Raw genomic sequence first — 20324 nt, forward strand, 5'->3', positions numbered from 1 at the left:
TGGACATTGCTCTGCGCCATTGTACTGTCACGATCTGATTCATTTCTTTGTGTTTATTTTTACGTATTAATCAAAACAAAACACCACCCATGCCCATTCACGTAGCCATTACCCGCAAAGTACTTCCCGGAAAAGAAGAGGAATTCAAAGATGCGCTGCGGCGTTTTCTGGGCGATTCGTTTTTGCATGGCGGTGTGCATGGCGCATCCATGATGACGGCGCTTCCGGGCAGCGAAAGCCGGGAAGTTGGGATACTGCGCACTTTCGCGGATGAAGCCGAGCGGGATGCTTTTTACAATTCGCAGCTTTTCAGAGATTGGGAGGCTTATGCATCGACACTGACGGAAGAGCCGGTGTACCGCGAGCTTACCGGACTGGAAGCCTGGTTTCGTTCACCGGTTCCCCCGCCAAGGTGGAAAATGGCGGTAGCTACGCTTTGCGGCGTGTTTCCTACCAGTCTGTTGCTGTTTTACACCATTGGTCAATACATCCAGGGACTTCACCCGGTGCTCAGGACTTTGATCATTGCCGCGTGTATGGTGGGCTTGCTGACGTGGGTGGTGATGCCACAGGTGACGAAGTTGCTTAAACCGTGGCTTTCCGGAAGCTCACAGAAAAAATGAAGCTGGTAATCAGTATCTATCGAAGTTCGAATCTTGAATACAATAACCATATGCACAAAGCAAACGGCTACGAAGAAAACGCTGCCACCTTCATCACCAACCGCGCCCGGGCCGGCAATGCTACTGGTACCACGTCCGTCCGTCACTGGGCCAAAACTTTGCCTGCTGATGCCACAGTATTGGATGTTGGATGCGGGCCGGGGTTGCCCATTACCAAGGTATTGGTAGACGAAGGTTTGAATGTCTATGCGCTGGATGCGTCGCCTTCTTTGGTGCAGGCTTTCAAACAAAACTTTCCGCACGTTCCCATTGCTTGCGAAGCGGTGGAAGATTCTTCATTTTTCAGCCGGCAGTTCAATGCGATCCTTGCATGGGGATTGCTGTTTTTATTGCCGGAAGAAATTCAGGAAGTAGCAATCCGGAAAATGGCGGACGCTTTGCAAATGGGCGGAAAACTTTTGTTCACCGCGCCAGCCCAGAAGGCGCGCTGGGAGGATGTGATTACATTGCAAGAATCCTTTTCGCTTGGCTCGGAAAAGTATAAGGAGTTGCTGACAGCGGTGGGGCTTACGGTGACTGAAGAGTTTGAGGATGAAGGTGAGAACCACTATTATTCGGCTGTCAAAACCGCTACGAATTTGGCCTGATAAGCCCTGACTTTTGTCCCGGATCACCTCCCTGGTTTACATAGACAACCCCTACTTTTGATCTACAACAAACCAACAAACCATGAGAACGCTATCATTCAGCATGAATGTGACCATCGACGGATATTGCGATCATACGCTGGGCATTCCGAGCGCGGAGTTACATGATTATTTCACACACCTGATGGACGATGTGGATCTATTGTTTTTCGGGCGGGTCATGTATGAGCTGATGTTTCCCTATTGGTCTGATGTGGCGAAAAATCAAACCGGTTCTGCGGACGAAATACGGTTTGGTGAAAAAATCACAGCCATTGAAAAAGTGGTGATTTCAAAAACATTAGAATCCGCCGATTATAACACGCGCATCATCCGCTCGAACCCCGTGGAAGAGCTTTTGAAACTAAGAGAACTTCCCGGACAGAAGATTTCAGTAGATAGTGTAAGTCTGCTTCCGGATTTGATTGCGGCGGGGTTGATTGATGAATTCAATATCGTTGTTCACCCCGTCATAGCGGGAAAGGGCCGGCGGCTGCTCGATACTGATTTGCTCGGCGACAAGCTTGTTTTAAAATTGGTGAATACCATTCAATTTCAAAACGGATGCGTGGCGCATCAATATGCGCGGGCCTGATCTTTCACGACCATTACGCGGCTGCTGAACACATAATCCGCATCTTTTCGATCCGCATAAGACTGTTGCATCAGTTCTTTTCTGCGGATTACTTTTCCTTTAAAAATCACTTTTCCGTTTTGCTTAATCGTGATCTGTTTGTCCAGATTCATCATGTTGTCATTCAGGTGAATGTATAAGGTATCGGTATCATTGCGCTGAATGTCAATTTCCTGGCCTTGGTAAGATGCAAAAATGGTATGGCCTTTCACGGCAGAGCTCTGCGGAACAGAGAGCCAGTAAAAATGTTTCCGTACTGCATCATCCTGAACCCAGTTTATCTTCTGCGGATAAGGATTGCGCTTGAATTTCGCCATCCACGCCACGCTGATCGTATCCTGCTGCTTCATCCAATGTGGCATCCCGGCCATTAAATGCGCATCATGCACGAAGCCGGCTTTGTCGGTCGATTGGAGTGAGTCGAGGCGGTTGGACCATTCGGTTAATAATGCATTTCTGTTGTAAGCAGCATCTTTTTCGCCCACGGCCAGGAAGAATGGAACGTTCCGCAGGTTCAGAATCGCCGCGTCGCCCGGGTGCCCAGCCATCATCGCTGCTGCGGCCCAATGGTCTGCCATACGTGGCGCGAGCTGATATACACCGTCACCACCAGCCGAATAGCCCATGATATATACCTTATTCGGATTAACACCTTCTATTATTACAGCATCCAGAATAGCCCTTTCGAGCAGACCATCTACCGGCTCCTGGTGCCACATATTCCAGGTATTCGATGGTGCGCGCGGCACAAAATAGACGCCCTCGGCCGGTTTATAGAGTCTTTGCTGATTTTTATACTGCTGATCATTCATAGAAGCAGGCCCATTGCCGCCGCCATGCAGGGAAATGAACATAGCGCGGCCATCCGCCGGCTTTTCACCAAAAACTTTTACTGTAAACAACAGGCTATCGGGTCCAATCTGAATCTTACCACTTTCCCAATCTGCCTTGGCGGTTGACTGGTATTTTGTTTTGTAATCTAAAATCACCTTTTCCGCCTCAGCAGCAGCTTCTTTTGCTGATATACCTTTGGAAGATGGCTGAGCGAATGTGACTGAAAAAAGTAAAGAAAATAGAAAAATAGGAGCTGCTTTGAAAAGGAACATATTGGGAGTAAAATGTCAAATTGAAGTTGAAATCGGGCTGAAAGGTACGAAGTTTCGGGTTTTGTAATACCCAGGTTCAAACCTGCGGAATTTCCGCATTTAAGCTATTCGTAGGTACCACGCGCTGTTTGGGCTTGTTCTTTTTCAGATATCTTACGTGCATGATGCCAATGAGCAATGCCAAAATTCCCTGCCCCAGCACGGTGGCCTGCACGCCGATGTGCTGCGATAGATAGCTGACGATCAGGCTGCCGATGGGAACGCCGCCCGAGTAGGCCATCACAAAAATGCTGATCACCCGGCCGCGCATGGCAGGAGCCACCAGGGTTTGAATCAGCGTATTGCTGATCGTGGTTTGCGACATCATCCCGAATGCGCCAATCGCAATGAACACGAGCGCGAGCGCGTACAGACTGGTGTAAGAAAAGAGGATCAGTCCCGTACCGAAAACGAATGTGTTGATCGCGAGTATCCGGCTAAGGTTGGTTCCGGGCGGCAAAGTCGCCAGGAAAAACGCCCCGCATAATGCGCCGAAACCAATTGCACTGTCGAGCAGACCGAATGTGGAGGCGGTGCCCCGGAAAATGTCTTTTGCGTAAATGGGCATCAGGCTGGTGAAAGGAAGTACCAGCAGACTTACCATCGCCAGCATAATGATAATGTAGCGGATTTCGGGTGTCTGCCGGATGTATGTCAAACCTTCGCCCAGCTCGCTGAGAATATTTTTGGTATGTTTTATAGGTGTGAACTTAGGTAACCTGAGCAACAGCAGCGAACCGATCACGGCAAGGAAGCTGAATGTATTGGCCGCGAAACAGACCACCTCGCCAAAACGCTCGATAGCGACACCAGCAATAGCGGGACCAATCAGTTTGGAAAGATTGACCATGGAAGAATTCAACGCCAGCGCATTGGGAAGGTTCTTTTTATCGTCCACCAGCTCGTACACCAGGGACTGCCGCGCGGGCACATCAAATGCATTAATCAGTCCCAGTACCACACTCAGCGCAATGATTTCCCAAACGGCATAATGCTTGAAAAACACCACGAGCGTTAGTGTAAGCGCCTGAACCATAGATAGTACCTGAGTAATCAGTAATACGCGATACCGGTTGTAACGGTCTGAAACCACGCCGCCCAGCGAAGTAAGCATTGCCGACGGGAACAGGGTTGCAAAAATGCTAACACCGAGCATAAACTTGGAATGCGTCAGCGAGTAAATCACCCAGCTGACAGCCGTTTTCTGCATCCACGTTCCTAAAAGTGAAATGGTTTGTCCTGCAAAAAATAATCTGTAATTCCGGCTTTCAAAAGTACTCAACGCGGCAATCTTCATGAAGTTTTGTTAATGGGGCAGCTTGGTTCTTCATAAAGCTTATAAAAGCTTGCCAAGAATAAGGTGTCCGATTTGGGAGAAATGTACCTGACTCATCAACTTTTGTCCATTCTCTCCCGCAGTTCAGTCTTCCAATTTTGCATTCAGTTCAAGGGAAGCGGTTTAATGCCGCTCCTGTCATTTTAACTAAATGCAAATGCAAAGACAACAGAACCGCACATTAGGTGCATTCGAAAAAACGTTTTGGCTGCTGGATCAGATCGATTCCAAGGACTTTTGTCTGGCCGCCGACATCTCAGGAACACAACCTGTTGACCAATGGAGAAAAGCCATTGACCTGGCGCAGCATCGGCACCCGAACCTTTCGGTGCGCGTTGCGCTGGATGAATTGGGGAGACCAACCTTGCAGCACGTTGATAACCTGCACATTCCGCTTCGCGTGGTGCACGCCGAGCAGCATTACCGCTGGGAACAGGAGGTTGAAAAAGAGCTTTCGACAAGGTTCAACACGCAGGAAGGCCCGCTTTTGCGCATTGTTTTGGTTCAAAAGACCGATCGCACCGTCCTGATCCTGGCCGCAAACCACACCGTCGCCGACGGCACATCATTAAGCTGTTTAACGCGGGACATTTTGCTGGCTGTTACCGGCAACGAGCTTGCACTCATGGAGCCGCAAGTGTCCAATGACGAGACGCTCGATATGCCGGAAGATCTGCCAGAACAGATCGCAGAACACGTTTTGGAATTGAAAATGAAGACGGATGTGGTCCATCCGCTGGTTACCTCACACCGTTTTTCTGAAACCCTGACAAAGGACATTCTGGAACGTGCGCGGCAGGAAAACACAAGTGTTCATGGCGCCATTTGTGCTGCGGTACTTATGGTTTCCAGGAAGTTACGCCCGGAGTGGGACGAGACACGCATGGAGTTGGTTTCGCCCGTGTGTACACGGGGAGCGCTGGATCTGGATGATAATTTCGGACTAAACATTACCACGCAATCCGTGTTTTTCGAAAACCAGCGTTACCTATCCTTTTGGGATCTGGCCCGATTGGCGAAGGCCGGGCTCGGCGGCACAAGTTCCGCTGAATATACAACCGGTTATTTGTCATTCTTCCGTGACATTGTCTTCGGCCACAATGATATGCAGCAAATGCTGGATGCGTTGAAACAGGCATTTAACCATCACATTATGTTTACCAACCTCGTCAGGGTAAGATACAAAACGGATTTCGGGCCATTGAAACTGGAAGCATTGTACGGCCCGATGGTGCGCTCCGGCAAAGGGATGGAACAGACGATTGGTGCATTAACTACCAATGGCCAGCTCTGCCTCACCAACACCAGCGACACGCCAGTTCCCGGGTTGCTTCTGGAAATGGAGCAAATACTTGAAAAAGCGTGTCAGGAAAATGTGGTTACGAAGACAGTATGTTCTTTTCGATAAGCTCCCGCAAGCGCTGATCATTCTCGTCGCCCCATTGCCCGATGGCGCCGATGACCGGAATGAGTGATTTCCCAAAATCGGTGAGATAATATTCGACTTTTGGCGGTACGACGGGATAAATGATTTTGCCGACCAGCGCGTGATTTTCGAGCTCCTTCAACTGCACATTCAACACCCGGCGGGAGGCATCCGGAATTTTCCGTTGCAGCTCGCTGGGGCGTTGAAAGCCCTGGTGGATAAACCACAAAAGCCGAATTTTCCATTTGCCATACAGCACCTCTCCGATCAGGTCGAGCCCGCAATTCAGGTTGGGCATTGTCTTTCTTTCATACATATTACAAAGGTAAATATATGCCCCCAGTAGTTCAATAGGGACAAATTTATCCCTATCTGAATCGTAAATCCGTACTTGTCAGCAGGAAGCATTGTGCTGAAATTTGTCCTACACAAAAACAAAAAGGACATGGAATTTAATTTTGAAAACGAACTGAAAGACAAGATTGCATTGGTAACAGGCGGAACAAAAGGCGCCGGAAAAGCCATCGCAGACCGCCTCGTAAAAGCAGGCGCAACAGTGATCATTACCGCAAGAAACAAGCCCGATGACGAAATTAATGGCGTTCATTTTATAGCGGCCGATCTGAGCAAACCCGAGGGGACGCAAAAAGTGGTGGATGAAATTTACAAGCAATTCGGTCGACTGGATATTCTGATAAACAATTTGGGCGCATCGGAAACGCCCGGCGGCGGCTTTGCAGTACTGACCGACGAGCAATGGGAAGAGACACTTCAAACCAATTTGCTGGCACCCGTGCGACTCGATCGCGGCTTTCTGCCCGGGATGATCGAGCAGCACGGAGGAGTGATCATTCACATTGCGTCGATTCAGGCGAGGCTGCCATTGTACGAATCCACATTGCCTTATGCAGCAGCGAAAGCGGCTTTGGTCAATTACAGCAAGAGCTTATCGAATGAAGTTACCCCGAAAGGCGTCCGCGTACTTACCGTTTCGCCGGGCTGGATCATGACCACGTCATCGGTCCGGATGATGGAACGCATTGCCGAAAGCACAGGCGGCACGATGGAAGAAGCTGAAAAAAGCGTCATGGACGGATTGGGCGGCATTCCATTCGGCAGAGCAGCCCGGCCGGAAGAAGTTGCCGAGTTGGTCGGCTTCCTGGTTTCGCCAAGAGCAAGTTACCTCACGGGCACTGAATACATCATCGACGGAGGCACAGTTCGGACGGTGTAGTCAACATTCAGTCAAAAGCTTCAATCAGTAAAAACCATTTTTTAATCAGCATAAACCATCAAGAATCATGAAACTTCCTGAAAATATAGAAGGCTTAATTAAAGCACAAAACGAATCAGACAGCACCACATTTGCCAATTATTTCACAGAGAACGCCATTGTTCACGACGAAGGAGCGACCCACACAGGCAAAGGTGAAATCAAACAGTGGATTGAGGAGGCAGTAGAGAAATATAAAATGCAATCGAAAATCATTGATTTCACACAAACAGATTCAAAAGGTTCGCTGATCGTAGAAGCAAGCGGCGATTTTCCCGGCAGACCGGGGGTGATGCATTATCATATAGAGTTTGATGGCGAGCTGATCAGTTCGCTGAAAATTACAGGCTAATGATTTCAGATGCATTCATTTGCTGGAATACAACGCCTGCAAAGAGACAACAGCGACCTTTTAAATAATTGTTTACAGCTTCAAAGTGCAAGCTTGCTCCATACGCGCAGAAAGTCGTCCATCTCTTTTACCGAAGGATAATCCACCAAATTATTTGCCCGGCTTACTTCTATATTCGGGCTAAATAAAATGATTTAAAAAGATGGAGAAGCAGATTGAGATATATGAAAGTGCCGATGGTGGAGTTCAGATGGAAGTTTCAGTAAAAGATGGAACTGCCTGGCTAAGCCAGAAACAGATTGCCACATTGTTTGGAACCGAAGTCCCTGCAATTAGCAAGCATATCCGAAACATATTTAATAGTGACGAACTGGCGCGAGAAGCAACTGTTTCCAAAATGGAAATAGTTGCAGTGGAAGGTAAACGGCATGTTTCCAGGGAACTTGAAGTCTATAATCTGGATATGATTTTGTCAATTGGCTACCGTGTCAATTCCGGTAAAGCGACCCAATTCCGCATTTGGGCGACTCAGCGGCTGAAAGAATATCTTGTCCAGGGCTATTCCATTAACGAGCAGCGACTTGCTCAGAAAAACCAGCAAGTGCAAACGCTGAAAGACGGGATCCGGATTCTGAGCCGTGCGATTGAATACAAGGCTAGTGAAGCAGACACCCCCTGGCTAGCACATTTTGCCAAAGGACTGGAACTGCTTGATGATTACGATCATGAAGCATTGGATCAGAAAGGAATCAGCCAGCGAGCAGCGACATACCCCGATTTATCATCTTATCAAAATATTATTGAAGCCATGCGGCGCGATTTCGACTCTTTCGTGTTTGGAAAGGAAAAAGATGATAGTTTCCGAAGCTCAGTTGCGCAGATCAGTAAAGGGTTTGGGGAAATAGATTTTTATCCGTCAATCGAGGAAAAAGCGGCTACCCTGCTTTATTTGGTTATCAAAAACCATTCATTTGTCGACGGGAATAAACGAATTGCCGCGGCGTGTTTTCTACTTTTTCTGGAAGTAAATGGCTTATTGAAAGCGAACGAAAACCCAATTATCAGCAACGAAGCACTCGCAAGCCTGACACTTTTCGCCGCCGCCAGCAAGCCAGAGGAAATGGAGACTGTGAAGAAGTTGATTGTTAGTGTTTTGAATAGGAATCAATAGCGGCTAATAGCCACGAGCTAAGTTTCAATGCTTCAATGGGAGATCAGTGGTGTCTATTGACCTGAGGCCGGGATAGGCCTGCAAACGGCGACTTATAAATGAAAGAAGATCAGAAGCCAATTTCGGCACATCTGTGGCTTTCAAATATTTGCGCTGGCCGTTAAAGTAAATATCGAGCGTAATTTCCGGTGAATCCTTTACCATCTGTGTGCCAAATTTCAGGCTTCTGATACTGCTTTTTTGCAGAATCTCAATAAACTGTCGGTAAGTACTGTCGTCGAGAACTGCGGTATAATTCCCGGTCGGCAATTCACCATTTCCAGGAGGATAATCATTTGTAATATCCAGCGCTAAATTCTTGCGGTTATCCAATTTCACGGTAACTGTTGGACTAAACCAGGCAGGCGTAGCGTGATAAGTCAGCTTTTCAAAAACAATTGTCGTGTCAATCAAATGCTCTTTTCTGCTGAGTTTCAAAAGCGCGCGGTTTTGAAAATAGCTTTTTGACAATTTGGAAACAGGCTCTACAATTAATGTTGAATCATTACTGCTGACAATTTTCAAATCATAGCGATCCGTATATTCTATTTTAAAATCAGTTTCAGAGCTTGTATAAATATGCTGATAACTCAGTGTATCGCCGAAAATGAACAAATGGAAATAATCCTCCTGCAACAATTTGTTAGCCAAAACATTACTCGAATCCCGACCCAGGTGGTGGATTTCGATCAGCTCCTGTAAGGGGCTGAGCCAGGTTCCTTTCAGCGGCGCTGGCTGGGCAGAGGCGTAAGATTCGAGTACTGTTATGATCAAAATAAGCGGAGCAATGTGTAGTTTCATTTCCGTGTGAATGTTTGACTCAAATATATAAATAAATTATATATAAGCTTTTTAGCAACTTTTAATCTTTTTACTATCTGTAATTGACCTTTTAAACGATGATCCTGCCGCGACTTAAAACTGGAATTGCTGCCGTACTTGTCCTGTTTATTACAACCTGCTCCCAGGCGCAAAATAAGACTCATTTAAATACTAACGCGCTTTCTCGGCGCATCAAACCCGCCCCTGAAAGCGTCTTCAAAATGTTCCGCGAAGCCGGAATGCAGCCGGTCAACCACGAACTCACCCCGGCTGAGAAAGAAAAGGTAACAAAAGCATTCAAACTCCTGCCGCCGCTGCACCAGCACATTTTGAAAGGACATTTGCTCAGCATCAGCTTCATGGACCATATGCCGAACACGGCATTGACCTCACCAGTCGATTCGGTTGGCGGAAAGAAAATGTTCAACATTACATTTCGCGCGAGTTTGCTGAACGAAAACATTTCGCAGTGGGCGACCTGGAAAGAGAAATCCTGCTTCATTCCCGCTGCGGATTCCAGTTATAGCCTTCACGTCGAAGGCGGCAACATGGATGCTATCATTTATGTGCTTTTGCACGAAGCTACGCATGTTGTGGATGCGGTGACGAACATCACGCCGCATCCCGACAATGCCAGTGCAGTCGTGGAACCGACGCCTTTTACCAAAGACATTTGGCGGTTGATGAACAAGCCCGCCGAGCCATACATTGATTCATTGTTAGAAACGAGATTTCGAAGTGGGAAGCCGGTTTCCATCAGCCTGGCGCCTGATGTTTATGCAAAGCTTTCGAAAACGCCTTTCCCTTCTTTATATGCAACTGCGGCCTGGTTTGAGGACATTGCAGAGCTTTTGTCAATTTACCACATGACCAATAAGTTGAAGCAGCCGTTTTATATCGTGGTTACCAAGGACAACTCGGAAGTAGCGCGGTTTGAGCCGATGAAAAATGAGCTGGCAAGGCAGCGGTTAGGGCAGTTGGCGACGTTTTACAAGCCATAATTTTGAGTCGCGGGAAAAATGTACAAGTTGCTTGGCATTTTATCCATTCTTCTGCCGGGTTAAAGAGGCAACCTTTGTAATGTCGAAACGAAAACGACAATCTGCTAACGGTTAGCAAATTAACTCAAACATCAAACGTACTGCTCACATGAAAACTGTTGCCTTCACCATCGCCCTCGCATTCACATTGATCCTAAGCCAAGTGACATTTGCACAATCCCGCAAGCCTGCCGCATTCGGAAGAGAAGAATACATTGAAGTAGAAAAAAATGTAAAACTCCACGTGATCGACCTGGGCGAGGGCCAGCCTGTCGTCCTCATTCACGGATGGCCGCTCAATAATGAGATGTACGAATATCAATACCAATATCTGGTTGAAAAAGGGTTCAGGGTGATCGGCATTTCACTCCGCGGTTTCGGAAAATCGGACCGGCCTTATGGAAAATATGACTTCGATACTTTCTCCGACGACATTAAAGTGGTTTTGGAAAAACTGAAAATTGAAAATGCAACACTCGGCGGATTTTCGATGGGAAGCGCGGTGGTGCTGCACTATGTGACCAAATATAATAGCGCGCATATCAGCAAGCTGGCCGTATTCGGCGCCACCGGTCCGTCGTGGAAACAGCGCGAAGGTTATCCGCTTGGAATCACTGAACAGGGTGCAAAAGACCTCATCAAGCAGACCAAAACCAACCGCGAACAATTGATTTCTGGTTTCGGAAAAGCATTTCAGGGACAAGAAGGCGGACTTTCCGAAGAGACGATGAGATGGTTGGAAAACATTAACCTGAATGCTTCACCTTACGCTACCACTCAGGCAATCAGCGCATTGGGAGATCTGGACCTGCGCCCGGTGTTGTCGAAAATTACAATCCCGGTGGCGATATTCCACGGTGTGAACGATAAACTGTGTGATTTCAAAGGTGCTGAGCAGCTTGAAAAAGCCATCAAAGGTTCGCACATCATTAAGTTTGAAAAAGGCGGCCACGGGTTTTTCATTGAAGAAATGGATAAATTCAACACCGAGCTTGAAAAATTCGCAAGAAACTAAATAAACGATTCCACCTGTGAAGCGATGATTTGCTTCACAGGTTTTTTCTCTATTTTGAAACAAAAAATAATCCCGAAATTCACAAGCGTATATAGCCATGAGTTCAACTGTTTTCAACAATAATTTAAAGACGCTGGGATTGCTTCAGGTAAGTCAGGAGCAAACGGAACTAATCAACGGGCCTGCTTATAAGGAATATATCAAAATCCTGTATCTGCCTGCCGGCTACAAGCTTAGAGTGGATTTTGCATGTTATGAAACGCAGCAGCCGACTTTGTTTTTTATCAGTCCCAATCAATATCTCGAATTGGAACAAGCAGGCGAAGACAGCGGATATTTCATTTTTTACAACCGCGATTTTTACTGCATTCAGATTCACGATCAGGAAGTTGCGTGCGATGGGTTGCTGTTTAATAACATCCGGAATATGCCCAAAGTAGAGCTTTCGAATGCAGAAATTGCGTTTCTGGGAGGGTTATTTCAAGAGATGATCCAGGAATTTAATCTCAACGACAGCTCGCTGGAAGAAATGGTCCGCACGTATCTCAAACAACTCCTCATCCGCGCCACGCGCTCCTGGAAAAGGCAGCATCTGACGCACGACGTCACCGAGCAGCAAAGCGATCTCGAATTTTTCCGCAAGTTTACCAGGCTCGTAGAAGAACATTATAAATCCAAACACACCGTCGCCGATTACGCCGATTTCTTGTGCATGGCGCCAAAAACGATCACCCACAAATTCAACCGGCTACGGTTACCACAACCCAACGAGGTGATCAAAAACCGCATTATTCTAGAAGCAAAGCGCTTATTGGTGCATACTTCGCTCACTGCCAAAGAAATCGCTTATGACTTGGGATATCAGGATCCGGCGTATTTCAGCAGGCTGTTCCAGTCCAAAACGGGTGAGTCGCCGTCGGGTTTTAGGGCGGGGTTTTTGGCGCTGGAACAACAGTAAGGGCTTTTGATGTATATTGAATCTTTAAAACAACTCAACATTTTAAAGAGAGTAGAATATGGCGCCGGAACTGATCTCGATATTGCGGAAAGATGTGCAGCTCGACGATGCCGAGGCGGAATATATTTCTTCCTTCTTCAAAAAGCGCACCTTCAAACGCGGCGCTATCCTGCTCAATGCCGGAGAACAGGCATCTGAGGTGTTTTTTGTGCTGAATGGTGCATTGCACCAGTTTTACCTCGACGAATCCGGCGTTGAAAAGTCGTGCAACTTCGCATTTGAAAATGAATTTATCACAGACCTGGACAGCTTCTCCAAACAGAACGCTGCCACGTCCCACATCAAAGCGCTGACTGAAACTTCGGTACTTTCCCTGACCTGTAAGGATATGGGCATGCTTTTACGGGAAGTGCCCTCTGTTGCTTTGTTCTTCCGCATATTGGTGGAACGCATTGCGGCTGAAAGTATGGAACGTACCAAATCCCTGCTTGCTTACACCCCTCAAAAACGTTTTCTGATGCTGGCCGAAGCCCGTCCGGACATTTTTCTGCGCGTGCCGCAACGTTATATCGCGCAATACCTCGGCATAGCGCCTGAAAGTCTGAGCCGCATTCGAAAAAGATTGTTTGTGGAGGCAAAATCTTAACACAGATCAACATTTGGATCTGGCTCACAGCGATACATTTGTATCAAAAAAAGCAATCATGCAAACGATACTAGGCGCTGGTGGTGCAACCGGCATTGTACTGGCCAAAGAACTGAAAAACTACACGGACCATATCCGGCTGGTATCCCGTAAACCCGCGCGGGTCAATGCCGGCGACGAGCTTTTTCCGGCTGATCTGTTGAAAGCATCGGAAGTTGAAGCCGCAGTGGCAGGCTCTGAGGTGGTGTATCTTACAGCAGGTTTGGAATATAACATTCGCGTTTGGAGACGTGACTGGCCCATTTTGATGCGCAATGTGATCAATGCATGTACAAAGGCAAAGGCGCGCCTGGTATTTCTGGACAATGTATATATGTATGCGGCAGACGAAATTCCGCACATGACGGAGCGTTCCCGTGTCAATCCGCCGAGTGAAAAAGGGAAGGTGCGGGCGGCTGTGCAGGATATGCTGCTCGATGCCCAATCACAGGGATTGCAGATGCTCATAGCCCGAAGTGCTGATTTTTACGGACCTGATGTTAAAAACAGTCCGCTCAGCATTTCAGTAAATGATGAGTTCAAGAAAGGCAAAAAAGCATTTTGGCAAATAGACGCGTCGAAAGTGCATTCATTCACGTACGTGCCTGACATTGGCAAATCCCTCGCACTACTAGGTAATACACCCGACGCTTACGGGGAAGTTTGGCACCTGCCCACATCGGCGGAGCGGCTGACCGGAAAGCAATTCATTGAAATGATCGCCACGGAAATGAATGTGCAGCCACGCTATTACATTTTTACGGGATGGATGATGCAGCTGCTCGGGCTTTTTGTGCCGATCTTGAGAGAACTGAAAGAAATGGCCTATCAATATGACCGTGACTACGTTTTCGACAGCAGCAAATTCGAGAAAAGGTTCTCATATAAGCCCGTCAGCTATGCGGAAGGAATCAGGCAAATGATCCGCAGCTGATAGCTGCTTTTTCATCATGATGTCAGTCTGCTCGTCCTCGCCGAATTTGAAAATGTGTTTATCAAAAGCCACGAAACCATTCTTTTCATAAAACCGGATCGCTTTCAGATTTTCTTCCCAGACGCCCAGCCAGAGATAGGACTTCTGTGTCGCCCGGGCGACTTTGAGTGCTTTGTCGTACAATAGCTGACCTACTTTTTTCCCGTGAAAGGCGCTTTTTACGTAAATGCGTTCAATTTCCAGGGACGTGGGATCCTGCAGTTCCGTTTGTGCCTGCCCCGCATTCAACTTCATATAACCCACAGGATTCTCATCAAGCCAGGCAATGTAAAACTGCGAATCGGGATGGTTGAGCTCTGCGGTCATTTTTGCCTCACTGAAATTTTCAGTGAGGTATTTGTTCATATCTGCCTCGGTATTAGCCTCTGCAAATGTTTCAAAAAAGGTTTCGCGGCTGATTTGCTGAACTGTCGCCAGATCGTCAGCGCCGGCTTTCACTATGGTTACCTGATCCATTTGATGCGTTTGTTTCATGTTCACGAAAGTTTCATAAGTACCAGTCCCGCCATGATAAGCAGGGCGGCGGCGATCCGCATGGCATTTGCTGGCTCCCCGAGGATAAAAGTGCCGATCAAAAAAGCGCCGACCGCACCGATACCCGTCCAAACCGTATAGGCGGTGCTGAGCGGTAAAGTCCGCATTGCCAAAGCAAGCAGGGAAAAGCTTGCGATCATCGCAACAATGGTAATGGAAGTTGGGACAAGCCGGGTGAAACTTTCCGACTGCTTCATAAAGTAGGCCCAGACAACCTCAAGGAGGCCGGCGGCAACCAAATAAATCCAGGACATAACAAGACCTTTTTAGGCCGGGCCGTCCCGATTTGGTTCCCACTACGGGGGAGGTCGTCCTCCTGCATTGTGCTACGCGGAGATAGGTTGAGTAGCGCGATGCAAAAATAAGAAATCAGGAAGGTTACTGTCAAGTGATCCCTCACATTCAAGATTACTTTCAACAAAATGCGGTTTAAATACGTCAGAGCTGCAAAAAGGCAAGAAGATGTCTGTGATTCTATGTATTTTCCAGCATCCTCCATTCCTAAATCACAGAACCTTAACCATCATGATGAAAACAGAAAATAAGCTAACACTGACGCGGCGTGAAATGCTCGGTGTAACTGGTCTGGCCGGGCTTGCCGCTTTAACCGGCAACGCAGCAGCTGCGCCGCAAAGTGCTTCGGCAAAACCGCGTATCGCTTGTCTGGTCACTTACTGGGGAGCTACGAGATCGCATGCGGACTGGATTATCACGAAGCTTTTGGACGGTTATTGGTGGGAGGGAGCCCATACGCCTTCGCGGGTAGAGGTTGTTTCGGTTTACATTCATCAGTTTGATACAAGTTTGCTGGCGCAGAAGATTTGTAAATCGAAAAACATCCCAATCTTCAAAACGGCGGGAGAGGCGGTTACGCTGGGAGGGAAGGAGCTAGCCGTAGACGGGGTCGTGATTGTTGGAGAACATGGAGAGTATCCGACGAATCTGAAAGGGCAGTGGCTCTTGCCGCGCTGGTGGATTTACGAAAAAGTAATCCGGGTATTTGAGCAGAGCAAGCGTGCAGTGCCGATTTTTAATGATAAACACCTTTCTTACAACTGGGATGAAGCCAAATGGATGTTCGACAAATCGCGCGAGCTGAATTTTCCGTTGACGGGCGGTTCTTCCATTCCAACCTACTTCCGAAAGCCTGAGATAGAACTTGCCGTCGATACACCTCTGAAACATTCAATTGTACTTGGCGGCACACTGGACGAAGGGGCTCTTTTTCATTCCGTTGACGTGCTGCAGGCTTTTGTGGAACGCCGGAAAGGCGGCGAAACGGGTGTTAAGTCGGTACAATGCATCCGCGGACAGGAAACCTGGAAGTGGACAGGACAAAATCCCTGGGCCGGGAAGTTGCTTGAAGCGGTACGCGTCAGTTTCGGCTTGAAAGCAGGACATTTTCAGGAGATTGAAAAGCCGAATGTTTGCATTGTGGAATATAATGACGGTACAAAAGCAGCGGTTTACAATGCACGGGATGTAGGCTGGACATTTGCCGGAGAAATCAATGGACAAAAGGATCCGGTAGTGATCTCCATGCTGGGCTGGCCGGGACCGTTTGACCAATACCACGCCTCCAACTCTCAGCCCCATTGGATTACCGAAATGATGGTAACAAAGCAGGAGCCATTCAATGCAGAAAGGCTGCTGTTATCCACCGGAATCACTGCCTTCAATATGGAATCGAATTGGGAAAATGGTCGCTACTCACCAGTTGGCCGCCGCATTGAAACGCCATTCATGAACATGAAATACCGCTCCACACGCGGGCCTCAATTCAGCAAAGGCGAACGCCCGCCCAAAATGCCCTACGTGCGCGGATTCGATGAATAGGGGAGTTTGTAAGCTACTTTCGCAAAAATTAATGTTTGTATATGAAACGCAGAGACGTTATAAAATCCCTGACCCTTTTACCAGTAGCAGGTGCTGCTTTTGAAAAACAATCCTTTTCTGCTGCTCCTGGTATTGAAGACAAACCAATGCCGGACCTGCATCGCAATGCATTCGTTATGGATGGACATACGCATGTGATGAGTCGCGAGCTGATATTCAAGACGGATATCGGGCAGCGTTATCCCGATGGTACCGTCGATCTGCCGAGGGCGAAGGAAGGTGGATTGGACGCGATGTTCTTTTCGGTTTATACTCCTGAAAACTATTACCCGGGAAGGTTCGAGATGAAGAATACCTTCCGTGTTGTAAATCTTGCATTGGAACAAATCAAAAAGAACAATGCGGTAATTGAGCTGGCACTTACCGCTTCCGACATTGAACGTATCAACAAAAAAGGAAAAATGGCAGCCTTCCTTGATCTGGAAGGAGGCTACGACCTGCACGGCGATCTCGACCTGCTGCGGGCGCTTTACAAACTTGGACTGCGCTCCATGCAGCTGACGGCACACAGTACTACCAATGCGTTTATCGATGCCTGTAACGATGTGTATACCTGGGGCGGCATCAATGCGCACGGGAAAGCGGTAATCAAAGAAATGAATGACCTTGGAATGGTGATCAATGTGGCCCACGCTTCCAATAACGCCATTCTGCAATCGGTTGCTGCGAGTCGGCATCCTGTCATTTACAGTCACGGCGGCTTTCACAAAATCGTGGATCACCCGCGCTGTATCTCCGATGAAGCAGCTAAGGCAATTGCTTCAAAAGGCGGCGTGATCGGTGTCCATTTCGGCAGCTTGTTTAACAATCCCAAATACTGGGCGTGGCAAAAACCTAATAATCCGGTCAGAGTGCAGCCTGATCCGCAGCCTAAAACACCCAGGATACTTGCCTCCCAGGTTACCACGCAGACCATTGAGGATGTGGACAAAGAGTTTGCACGCGAGCTCCCGTTTACTTTCAATGGAACCATACCGGATGAATACTGGATGCATGTGGACCAGCTTGCAAAGGTGATTGACTACGGCGTGAAGCTGGTAGGAGAGGACCATATCGCGCTGGGATCTGACCTTGACGGCGGGCCTGAACTGCCTCGCGAGATCAAAGACATCAGCGATTTTCCACAGATTACCATCGCAATGCAAAAGCTGGGTTACACGGATCAGCGGATTAAAAAGATCCTGGGCCTGAACTGGCTGCGCGTGATCCGGCAGGTAACGGAAGGAAAGTGAGCCTGCGCTAATCTCCCCGCAAGCTTTTCACCGGATCAAGCAAAGCTGCCCTTATCGCCTGGTAGCTTACTGTTACCAGTGCGATAACAAGTGTACCAATGCCCGCTGCTGCGAAAATCCACCAGGATATGCGGGTGTGGTAAGTGTACTTTTCTAGCCACTGATCCATGGTATACCAGGCAATGGGTATCGCCAGCAGACAGGAGACGGCTACCAGCATGACGAAATCTACGGAAAGCAGCCGCCAGAGGTTTGTGACGGAAGCTCCGAGCACTTTTCTGATCCCGATTTCCTTTGTGCGCTGCTCTGCCATGAAAGATGCCATTCCAAAAAGTCCGAGGCAGCTGATGAAAATGGCCAGTATAGTAAATACTGCCGCCAGCTTACTGATCCTTTCCTCGGCAGCAAACTTTAATGCATATTCCTGGTCCACAAACTGGTAGCTGAACGGAGAGTCAGGCGCATGTTTTTTGAAAACCGCCTCAATGTTTTTCAATGCGGAACTTGAATTCGTGCCGGGATTGAGCCGGGCAGTAATAAACCGGCCGCCTCTCGGAGGAATGAAAAAGATTGACTTCTTGACAGGATCGTAAGGCGATTCCATGATCATATCCCTGATCACCCCGATGATTTTAAAAGACCTACCGTCCCAGGTGACGGTTTCTCCGATCGCATCATCCAAGTCTTTCTTTGCCAGTCCCATGAACTTCACAGCGGCTTCATTTACAACAAATCCCGCCGAGTCACTGGCCAGGGTTTTGGTAAAATCCCGCCCGGCAATAAAATCCCAGCCGACTGTTTTTCCAAAATCGTGTGAGATACCGATTGTCGCAAATTCAGATTGCAGCCCGGGATCTTTCCCTTTCCAGTTGAAACCTACATTGGCCGAAAAAACCTCAGTAGGTGGTCCCGCCGACTCTGCCATCGAAACCACGCTTCCTGTTTTAACAAGATCATCCAAAACAGCATCGAAATGCCTGTGAATGTCGGGCGTATTGACGAGCATGGTTACAAGCCCCTGCCTGTTATAGCCAATCGGCCGGCTTTTGGCGTGAAGGACTTGTTTATACACAATCACAGTACCAATGATCAGCGTGATCGAAACGGTGAACTGCAGCACTACCAGTATCTTCCGGGGCAATGTAGCACGCAAGCCCAGCGGCGTCCATTTACCTTTTAATGCTTTAATGGGCTGAAATGAAGATAAGTAAAATGCCGGGTAACTGCCCGCTACAAAACCGGTGAAAAGCGCAAATAACAGGCCGCTGACCAGAAAAAGCGGATCTTGCCACGGCATTTGCATTTGTTTATCTGCAATCTCATTGAATGTCGGAAGAGCAAGCCTGGCGAGCACCAGCGAAAGGAAAAAAGCCGGGCCAACAACCAGGAAAGACTCACTGAAAAACTGACCCACCAATTGCAGGCGCACCGAGCCGATCGCCTTTCTGATACCCACTTCTTTGGCGCGCTTTTCGGACCGTGCGGTACTCAGGTTCATGAAGTTAATGCAGGCAAGCAGCAGCACAAATACACCGATAATGCCAAAAAGCCAGACAAACTGAATGCGCCCGCCCGCATTGCGTCCATTCTCCCATTCAGAATAGAGGTGCCAGCGGCTCATAGGATGCAGCAGTATCTCCGGGTTGAATTTCAGCTCGTTTGCTCCCGCTTTCCTGACCTCGATATTTTTAATTTGGTCAGAAACTGATTGCAAATCGCTGTTTGCCGACAATTGAACCAGTATTTGAAAAGAACTGCTTTCCCATTCATTGTTCTCCACCGCTGCTTTTACCCAATTGGTAGAAGAGACAAACAGGTCAAAAGGTGCGATGAAGGCAAGTTCGTGAAACTCTGAGTTAAAGGGGATATTTTCATAGACCCCAGCTACTCTCACATCCAGATCTTTGTTCAGTCTCAACGTTTTATCCACCGGGTCAGCGTCTCCGAAAATTGCTTTGGCGGTCGACGCTGAAAGCAGGATAGTCGCAGGATCTTTGAGCCCGGCAGTACTGCCGCTGATCATTTTCAGGGAAAGCATTTCGGCGGCGCCTGTGGACATAAAGTTGCCGGGTTGCGTAAAACTTGCGCCGTTGTAAGTCAGTACGTGCCTTTGCAGCCAGGAGGTAATTACCACACGGTCAAAAGCTGCGCCGTAGCTAGTTTGCAGTTCCTTGAACAATGGCGCAGGTACATTATTGCCGGTATTTACCTCTCCGTCGAGGGTTTGCTGCTGCATTACCCGCGCAATGCGGGAGTAGTGCTGATGTGTTTTGTTAAAAGAAAGCTCATCATAAATCCACAGCCCGATCAGCATCGCCACAGCCATTCCTACCGCAAGTCCGCCAATGTTGATTGCCGAGTAGGTCTTATTCCCGGTCAGATTTCGCCAGGCTATTTTGAAGTAGTTACGGAACATGCCAGTGATCAGTTGATTTTGAAGGCTATAAGTTAAATGTATTGCGT

At 48.0% G+C, this 20324-nt stretch carries 21 protein-coding genes; 14 read left to right on the plus strand and 7 right to left on the minus strand.

What is annotated here, in order from left to right; genetic code table 11:
• Positions 1-89: 89 nt before the first annotated feature.
• The 3 genes from AC1XTG_RS05215 (at position 90) to AC1XTG_RS05225 (ending at position 1904) form a co-directional block, all read left to right on the plus strand.
• Entirely contained in the window at positions 90-623 is a 534-nt protein-coding gene (locus AC1XTG_RS05215) for an antibiotic biosynthesis monooxygenase (RefSeq protein WP_484841264.1), read from the plus strand.
• A 50-nt stretch (positions 624-673) separates the two neighbouring features.
• Positions 674-1270, plus strand: coding sequence for a class I SAM-dependent methyltransferase (locus AC1XTG_RS05220; RefSeq protein ID WP_484841265.1), 597 nt, complete (start codon positions 674-676; stop codon positions 1268-1270).
• An 82-nt stretch (positions 1271-1352) separates the two neighbouring features.
• Positions 1353-1904, plus strand: a complete 552-nt coding sequence (locus AC1XTG_RS05225; RefSeq protein ID WP_056279771.1) for a dihydrofolate reductase family protein — start codon at positions 1353-1355, stop codon at positions 1902-1904.
• Here the strand turns inward: AC1XTG_RS05225 and AC1XTG_RS05230 are convergent.
• Positions 1886-3049, minus strand: coding sequence for a hypothetical protein (locus AC1XTG_RS05230; RefSeq protein WP_484841266.1), 1164 nt, complete (start codon positions 3047-3049; stop codon positions 1886-1888). The genes AC1XTG_RS05225 and AC1XTG_RS05230 overlap by 19 nt on opposite strands.
• 76 nt (positions 3050-3125) lie before the next feature.
• Positions 3126-4385, minus strand: a complete 1260-nt coding sequence (locus AC1XTG_RS05235) for an MFS transporter (RefSeq protein WP_484841267.1) — start codon at positions 4383-4385, stop codon at positions 3126-3128.
• Positions 4386-4581: 196 nt separating this feature from the next.
• Between AC1XTG_RS05235 and AC1XTG_RS05240 the strand changes: the two genes are divergently transcribed.
• The gene (locus tag AC1XTG_RS05240; protein ID WP_484841268.1) at positions 4582-5832 is read left to right on the plus strand and encodes a condensation domain-containing protein; all 1251 of its coding nucleotides are present in this window, start codon (positions 4582-4584) and stop codon (positions 5830-5832) included.
• Here the strand turns inward: AC1XTG_RS05240 and AC1XTG_RS05245 are convergent.
• Positions 5804-6166, minus strand: a complete 363-nt coding sequence (locus AC1XTG_RS05245) for a winged helix-turn-helix transcriptional regulator (RefSeq protein ID WP_484841269.1) — start codon at positions 6164-6166, stop codon at positions 5804-5806. The genes AC1XTG_RS05240 and AC1XTG_RS05245 overlap by 29 nt on opposite strands.
• A 129-nt stretch (positions 6167-6295) precedes the next feature.
• On the opposite strand from AC1XTG_RS05245, the gene AC1XTG_RS05250 reads away from it, so the two are divergent.
• From AC1XTG_RS05250 to AC1XTG_RS05260, 3 genes are all read left to right on the plus strand, one after another.
• Positions 6296-7084: an SDR family oxidoreductase gene (locus tag AC1XTG_RS05250; RefSeq protein WP_484841270.1), complete on the plus strand. Its 789-nt coding sequence runs from the start codon at positions 6296-6298 to the stop codon at positions 7082-7084.
• A gap of 67 nt (positions 7085-7151) precedes the next feature.
• Positions 7152-7475: a nuclear transport factor 2 family protein gene (locus AC1XTG_RS05255; RefSeq protein WP_056279778.1), complete on the plus strand. Its 324-nt coding sequence runs from the start codon at positions 7152-7154 to the stop codon at positions 7473-7475.
• Between the two features lie 202 nt (positions 7476-7677).
• The gene (locus tag AC1XTG_RS05260) at positions 7678-8646 is read left to right on the plus strand and encodes a virulence RhuM family protein/type II toxin-antitoxin system death-on-curing family toxin (RefSeq protein ID WP_484841271.1); all 969 of its coding nucleotides are present in this window, start codon (positions 7678-7680) and stop codon (positions 8644-8646) included.
• 24 nt (positions 8647-8670) lie between these two features.
• Here the strand turns inward: AC1XTG_RS05260 and AC1XTG_RS05265 are convergent, their stop codons facing one another.
• A complete protein-coding gene (locus AC1XTG_RS05265) occupies positions 8671-9486 on the minus strand; it encodes a hypothetical protein (protein WP_056279781.1) in 816 nt (271 codons plus the stop codon).
• A gap of 242 nt (positions 9487-9728) precedes the next feature.
• Between AC1XTG_RS05265 and AC1XTG_RS05270 the strand changes: the two genes are divergently transcribed.
• From AC1XTG_RS05270 to AC1XTG_RS05290, 5 genes are all read left to right on the plus strand, one after another.
• Positions 9729-10508: a hypothetical protein gene (locus tag AC1XTG_RS05270; protein ID WP_484841272.1), complete on the plus strand. Its 780-nt coding sequence runs from the start codon at positions 9729-9731 to the stop codon at positions 10506-10508.
• 148 nt (positions 10509-10656) lie between these two features.
• The gene (locus AC1XTG_RS05275; protein WP_056279783.1) at positions 10657-11562 is read left to right on the plus strand and encodes an alpha/beta fold hydrolase; all 906 of its coding nucleotides are present in this window, start codon (positions 10657-10659) and stop codon (positions 11560-11562) included.
• 97 nt (positions 11563-11659) lie between these two features.
• Positions 11660-12520 carry a helix-turn-helix domain-containing protein gene (locus AC1XTG_RS05280; protein WP_484841273.1) on the plus strand — a complete coding sequence of 287 codons (861 nt, stop codon included), beginning with the start codon at positions 11660-11662 and terminating at the stop codon, positions 12518-12520.
• 58 nt (positions 12521-12578) lie between these two features.
• Positions 12579-13166, plus strand: coding sequence for a Crp/Fnr family transcriptional regulator (locus AC1XTG_RS05285; RefSeq protein WP_484841274.1), 588 nt, complete (start codon positions 12579-12581; stop codon positions 13164-13166).
• Between the two features lie 58 nt (positions 13167-13224).
• The gene (locus AC1XTG_RS05290; RefSeq protein ID WP_056283159.1) at positions 13225-14139 is read left to right on the plus strand and encodes an NAD-dependent epimerase/dehydratase family protein; all 915 of its coding nucleotides are present in this window, start codon (positions 13225-13227) and stop codon (positions 14137-14139) included.
• Here the strand turns inward: AC1XTG_RS05290 and AC1XTG_RS05295 are convergent.
• The gene (locus AC1XTG_RS05295) at positions 14086-14673 is read right to left on the minus strand and encodes a GNAT family N-acetyltransferase (protein ID WP_484841275.1); all 588 of its coding nucleotides are present in this window, start codon (positions 14671-14673) and stop codon (positions 14086-14088) included. The two genes, AC1XTG_RS05290 and AC1XTG_RS05295, sit on opposite strands and share 54 nt — an antisense overlap.
• A 2-nt stretch (positions 14674-14675) precedes the next feature.
• Complete coding sequence (locus AC1XTG_RS05300; protein WP_484841276.1) at positions 14676-14987, minus strand: DMT family transporter; 312 nt, start codon at positions 14985-14987, stop codon at positions 14676-14678.
• A gap of 271 nt (positions 14988-15258) precedes the next feature.
• Here AC1XTG_RS05300 and AC1XTG_RS05305 point away from each other — a divergent pair, with 271 nt between their 5' ends.
• Positions 15259-16569, plus strand: a complete 1311-nt coding sequence (locus tag AC1XTG_RS05305) for a hypothetical protein (RefSeq protein WP_484841277.1) — start codon at positions 15259-15261, stop codon at positions 16567-16569.
• A 41-nt stretch (positions 16570-16610) separates the two neighbouring features.
• Complete coding sequence (locus AC1XTG_RS05310; RefSeq protein WP_056279793.1) at positions 16611-17861, plus strand: dipeptidase; 1251 nt, start codon at positions 16611-16613, stop codon at positions 17859-17861.
• Between the two features lie 7 nt (positions 17862-17868).
• Here the strand turns inward: AC1XTG_RS05310 and AC1XTG_RS05315 are convergent, their stop codons facing one another.
• Complete coding sequence (locus tag AC1XTG_RS05315) at positions 17869-20277, minus strand: ABC transporter permease (protein ID WP_484841278.1); 2409 nt, start codon at positions 20275-20277, stop codon at positions 17869-17871.
• Positions 20278-20324 lie beyond the last annotated feature (47 nt).

It is taken from the genome of Dyadobacter sp. HNCC25DJ183, from assembly GCF_056895175.1.